Below are 3,789 nucleotides of genomic sequence, written 5' to 3'. Positions count from 1 at the left end.
GCATAAATAGCTACTTTATTTTCACCGCAAGAACGGTCATCTTCAAAAATAATAATTGTTCCTGTAGGAAGACGTTCTCCTTGTAACTGCCCTCGATTCCACATTCTCCAAGCAGTGTCATAACTGATCCCTTTTTTCTTAAGACCTCTTGCAAAAGTCTTAATTCGATCCTTGTACAGCAACATTTTTGAAGATTATCAACTACTAATAAATAATTAACTGAAAGTCCCTCCCATTATTGTTTCTATCGTTTGTTTTCGGATTTATGCAAGAGGTCTTTAGCATAATCTGATAGTTTCATGTGAACTGCAATGTAAACTTGTACTAACTATATTAGCGGTTGTTTGCAGTCATTTGCATATATTTTTTACAAAACTTTACAATACCTGACTGGGGTACGCTCAAGAGATGGCGATCGCCTCTGTTGTCGGTATCAAAATATTCTCGGAAATCGGCTTGGCATCGGGTAAGTAGTCCATAAAAAGCCTCATCTGATTCATTTGTACCGGACCAAAAATAGTGGCAAAAGAAACATCGGCTGCATCTCGTCCTGTGCCAACGCGAATTAGCCCGCTCTGAGGCACAAGGCGGGTAGGATCGAAAAGATACCAGCGACCCCCTAGATAAGCCTCAAACCAGGCATGAAAATCGGGGGGATTTAAACCATAGGCGTAGCCGGAAACAAAGCGTGCTGGAATATTCAAGGCCCGACAAAAAGCAATGCCTAAATGGGCAAAATCACGACAAACGCCTACCCTTTCTATCGCTGTATCGCAAGCAGAAGTTAAAGAATCACTGCTACCAGAGAGATACAAAACATTGTCATAAATCCAGTTACAGATAGCTGTCACCCTGGAATAACCAGGGACTAAATGGCCAAATTCAGCCGCGACAAAGCGCAATAATCGATCTGACTGACAGTAACGACTCGGATAAAGATAGTACAAGATATCGAGGGGTAAATCGGCTGGCTTTACTTCAAAAACCGTACTGGGGTCTGAGTAATAAGGAGATAAGCCAACGGTCGCTCGATAGGAAATTTGCAAATTGCCAGGAGGGGCATTGAGTCGAAAGTATCGGTTTCCACTGACAGAAGTGATGTATTCCTCAATCGACCGTTGAGAGTTAGAATGGAGGTCTTCCTGAACAATAATCTGATGGTTGTTGCTGACAATAGCAACATTAAGAATTAGAGTGCTTGCTTGCTCAATGCTGTAGGTTAATTCACAGCCAAGCTCATACTTTAGCATATAGTTTTTCCCTGTCCTTTCAATACGAGCAGATGCTGGAGCCGAAGCCGATTGTAACGCTGCACCCACAAACAAGGCAGGTTGAAAGCTGTTCCCACGGCGAGGTTTACCAGCACACCCCAGCCAGGAGTCCAGAGCATCGTCACTAACCAAAACAGCCAGATGGCGATGTGAACGTATTCCGCGCGACGGGTTTCAGCCAAAAAACGGGACATTACGGCACAGTCCCCACCGCCAACGGATGTTTTGCGAAAACCTCCTGGGAAGAAATCCCCTGCTTCTGGCAACCGATTCTTCCAGCGATTGATCCGCAGTACCCGATTGTACCATTGTCTATCTTCCCCCCAGGGTCGTGGCCGGGTCAGGCAGGTGTCCGTTTCTAGGAATTTCAGGGGAAGTCGATGACCGACAAAACCGATCAAAAGCGACCAGACTGTCCAACCGACTACACAAAGCCCGACGATTACCCCATCCGGTAGTTGTAGCATAGGCGAGCTCATTCATTCACCTTGCCATCGGGTACTTATCCTTCGTCCTTTCCATTCGATTTGACCACGTTCGAGATTCAGAATGGCCAGCAGGAACACTGCAATGAAGAAGGCAACCGGAATGGGGAAGAAAAAGACGATTGCTCCGAATGAACCCACTGGCCATACAATTATGGCTAACTGTATGGCGAAGGCAAGATAAAGCAGTACGTTATATAGTAAGGATGAATTCCCGACAATCGGCCAGCCGAATAGGGATGCGGGCAGACACCAAGCCGCCCAGAACAGCCCTGAAAGCCAGAACACAACCGCCAGCATCCGCAGCCAAGAGACTTCCCCTGCTGCGGTAGCAAAGTTTTTGTCGAAACCAACAACCAAGTCCCGCAGCCCGCCGGGGTACATCCGATAGTCCAGTTGGCCATGACCAATGTATGCACTCACTGGCAGTCCCGCACTCTCATAAATATGAGCCATGAACCAGTCTTCTACAACATATCCTGCCACAGCGTCGTGGCCGCCGACCCGCTTATAGTCATCCTTGCTGGTAGCCATAGCTGGTCCAAAAGCCACACCACCTCTTGCTCCCAGTTTGACGGCCATCAAGCCGACGAGATTGAACAGAACCGCTAACAGTTCGTAGGGGCGTTCAGTGCGGTGATAGGGCTGAACTGAGACCAGACCACCTAAGTGTTGAACAGTTGCCACCAGCCTGCGGAGCAGCTCCTCCCCTGGCTCAGTGTCGGCATCGAGAAAGACGAGAATATCGCCAGATGAGGCTGCATATCCGGTTTTGAGTGCCCAGTTTTTCCCTGTCCAACCTGTGGGCAAAGGGCTAGTCTGCACTACTTTCACCCCGGCCTGTTCGGCGATCTGTGGGGTAGCATCGGCGGACTGGTCATCGATGACAATGATTTCGTAGGGCTTGAATGTTTGCTGCTTTAAGGCTGTTAGCAAATTAGGGAGGGTACTCTCTTCATTCCTCGCCGGAATCAAGACCGAGACTTTAGGCGAACCGACGACTGAAAAGTCTGGAAGTCGCGGCAACCGCCACATCAATCCCCAGCCTATTAGCCAGCGCACCACCAGTGTGATGGACATCAGATCCATAATAATTCAACCTTTCCTTCCGTCTAGAACATCACTAGACCTCTTGCATAAATCCGAAAACAAACGATAGAAACAATAATGGGAGGGACTTTCAGTTAATTATTTATTAGTAGTTGATAATCTTCAAAAATGTTGCTGTACAAGGATCGACTTAAGACTTTTGCAAGAGGTCTACTCACCTACCGATACGAATTCCCTTAAGAAAACTCAGCAATCCGAACACCTTAAGAATCCACAAAACGAGGGCGATGACAACCACAATGTTCAGGATTTGCTTGATCTTGCTGTCCATCGGAATGTAGTTGTTCACGAGCCACAATAGAACCCCAACCACGATGATAACTACCACAAACTGTACCAGATCCATGACTGACCTCCTTTCTCCGATCTAATGAGTTTCGTCAAGCATTTTATTCTCTTCATTATTATATATGCTCGTTTATACATGCTCTTTAGGTGGCCAGGGCAATCGCACACAATTCTTGAAGATACGCAATAAATCTACAAGATATCCTCATGGAATAGCAATTAGGAGATAAATATTAAATTTTTCAAGTTAGTATACAGAATATTAACTATCTGTTTACAGGTTCGCACAAAACAATGTTAACGGACAAATGTTCATCACCAACAGCCCTGATTGAAAAACACTTTGGCACTCTAAAAGACCCTAGAGCGTTACACAACATTGAGCATTTGCTGATAGATATTATTGTGATTAATATCTGTGCAACCATTTGTGGGGCGAACAACTGGGAAGCAGTTGCTGCCTATGGTATAACCAAATATGAATGGCTAAAAACTTTGGCTCTTCGTTACCCTTTATGCTAAATCAACAGACAAGATGCCAAGATAACATACTTCTAACCCAAAAATTCCGAAAGTTTCTAAAGCCATAGCCTCTCCGTTTTATTAGTTTAAGTTTATTGTTGATTCCCTCGACC

6 protein-coding genes and 1 pseudogene are annotated in these 3,789 nt (G+C 45.7%); 1 reads left to right on the top strand and 6 read right to left on the bottom strand.

Features of this window, described 5'->3' with window-relative positions; all coding sequences use genetic code 11:
• The 5 genes and pseudogenes from O9295_RS22115 to O9295_RS27550 form a co-directional block, all read right to left on the bottom strand.
• Nucleotides 1-185, bottom strand: a pseudogene (locus tag O9295_RS22115) (hypothetical protein); the annotation flags it as partial.
• Nucleotides 186-401: 216 nt separating this feature from the next.
• Nucleotides 402-1,250 (bottom strand): transglutaminase-like domain-containing protein, encoded by an 849-nt coding sequence (locus O9295_RS22110; protein ID WP_288035405.1) that lies wholly within the window; start codon nt 1,248-1,250, stop codon nt 402-404.
• The gene (locus O9295_RS22105; RefSeq protein ID WP_353851886.1) at nt 1,244-1,750 is read right to left on the bottom strand and encodes a glycosyl-4,4'-diaponeurosporenoate acyltransferase CrtO family protein; all 507 of its coding nucleotides are present in this window, start codon (nt 1,748-1,750) and stop codon (nt 1,244-1,246) included. Before O9295_RS22105 ends, O9295_RS22110 begins: the two co-directional genes overlap by 7 nt.
• Nucleotides 1,751-2,845 carry a glycosyltransferase family 2 protein gene (locus O9295_RS22100; RefSeq protein ID WP_288035399.1) on the bottom strand — a complete coding sequence of 365 codons (1,095 nt, stop codon included), beginning with the start codon at nt 2,843-2,845 and terminating at the stop codon, nt 1,751-1,753.
• Nucleotides 2,846-3,020: 175 nt separating this feature from the next.
• Complete coding sequence (locus O9295_RS27550) at nt 3,021-3,212, bottom strand: Thivi_2564 family membrane protein (protein ID WP_012265960.1); 192 nt, start codon at nt 3,210-3,212, stop codon at nt 3,021-3,023.
• Between the two features lie 236 nt (nt 3,213-3,448).
• Here O9295_RS27550 and O9295_RS22095 point away from each other — a divergent pair, with 236 nt between their 5' ends.
• The gene (locus O9295_RS22095; RefSeq protein ID WP_288035396.1) at nt 3,449-3,676 is read left to right on the top strand and encodes a transposase family protein; all 228 of its coding nucleotides are present in this window, start codon (nt 3,449-3,451) and stop codon (nt 3,674-3,676) included.
• Between the two features lies 1 nt (nt 3,677).
• On the opposite strand, the gene O9295_RS22090 is transcribed toward O9295_RS22095, so the two are convergent.
• Nucleotides 3,678-3,789: transposase (locus O9295_RS22090; protein WP_071784045.1), on the bottom strand; the 112-nt coding region annotated here is incomplete at its 5' end.

The organism is Microcystis sp. LE18-22.4A, assembly GCF_027531105.1.
Lineage (GTDB): Bacteria > Cyanobacteriota > Cyanobacteriia > Cyanobacteriales > Microcystaceae > Microcystis > Microcystis aeruginosa.
The sequence above is the reverse complement of the archived record's forward strand: the minus strand, read 5'-3'. Positions and strand labels throughout refer to the sequence as shown.

Bases quoted from the DNA above. Each gene is read 5' to 3' on its own strand.
- O9295_RS22110 (WP_288035405.1), bottom strand. From the start codon at position 1,250: ATGCTAAAGTATGAGCTTGGCTGTGAATTAACCTACAGCATTGAGCAA.
- O9295_RS22105 (WP_353851886.1), bottom strand. From the start codon at position 1,750: ATGAGCTCGCCTATGCTACAACTACCGGATGGGGTAATCGTCGGGCTT.
- O9295_RS22100 (WP_288035399.1), bottom strand. From the start codon at position 2,845: ATGGATCTGATGTCCATCACACTGGTGGTGCGCTGGCTAATAGGCTGG.
- O9295_RS27550 (WP_012265960.1), bottom strand. From the start codon at position 3,212: ATGGATCTGGTACAGTTTGTGGTAGTTATCATCGTGGTTGGGGTTCTA.
- O9295_RS22095 (WP_288035396.1), top strand. From the start codon at position 3,449: ATGTTAACGGACAAATGTTCATCACCAACAGCCCTGATTGAAAAACAC.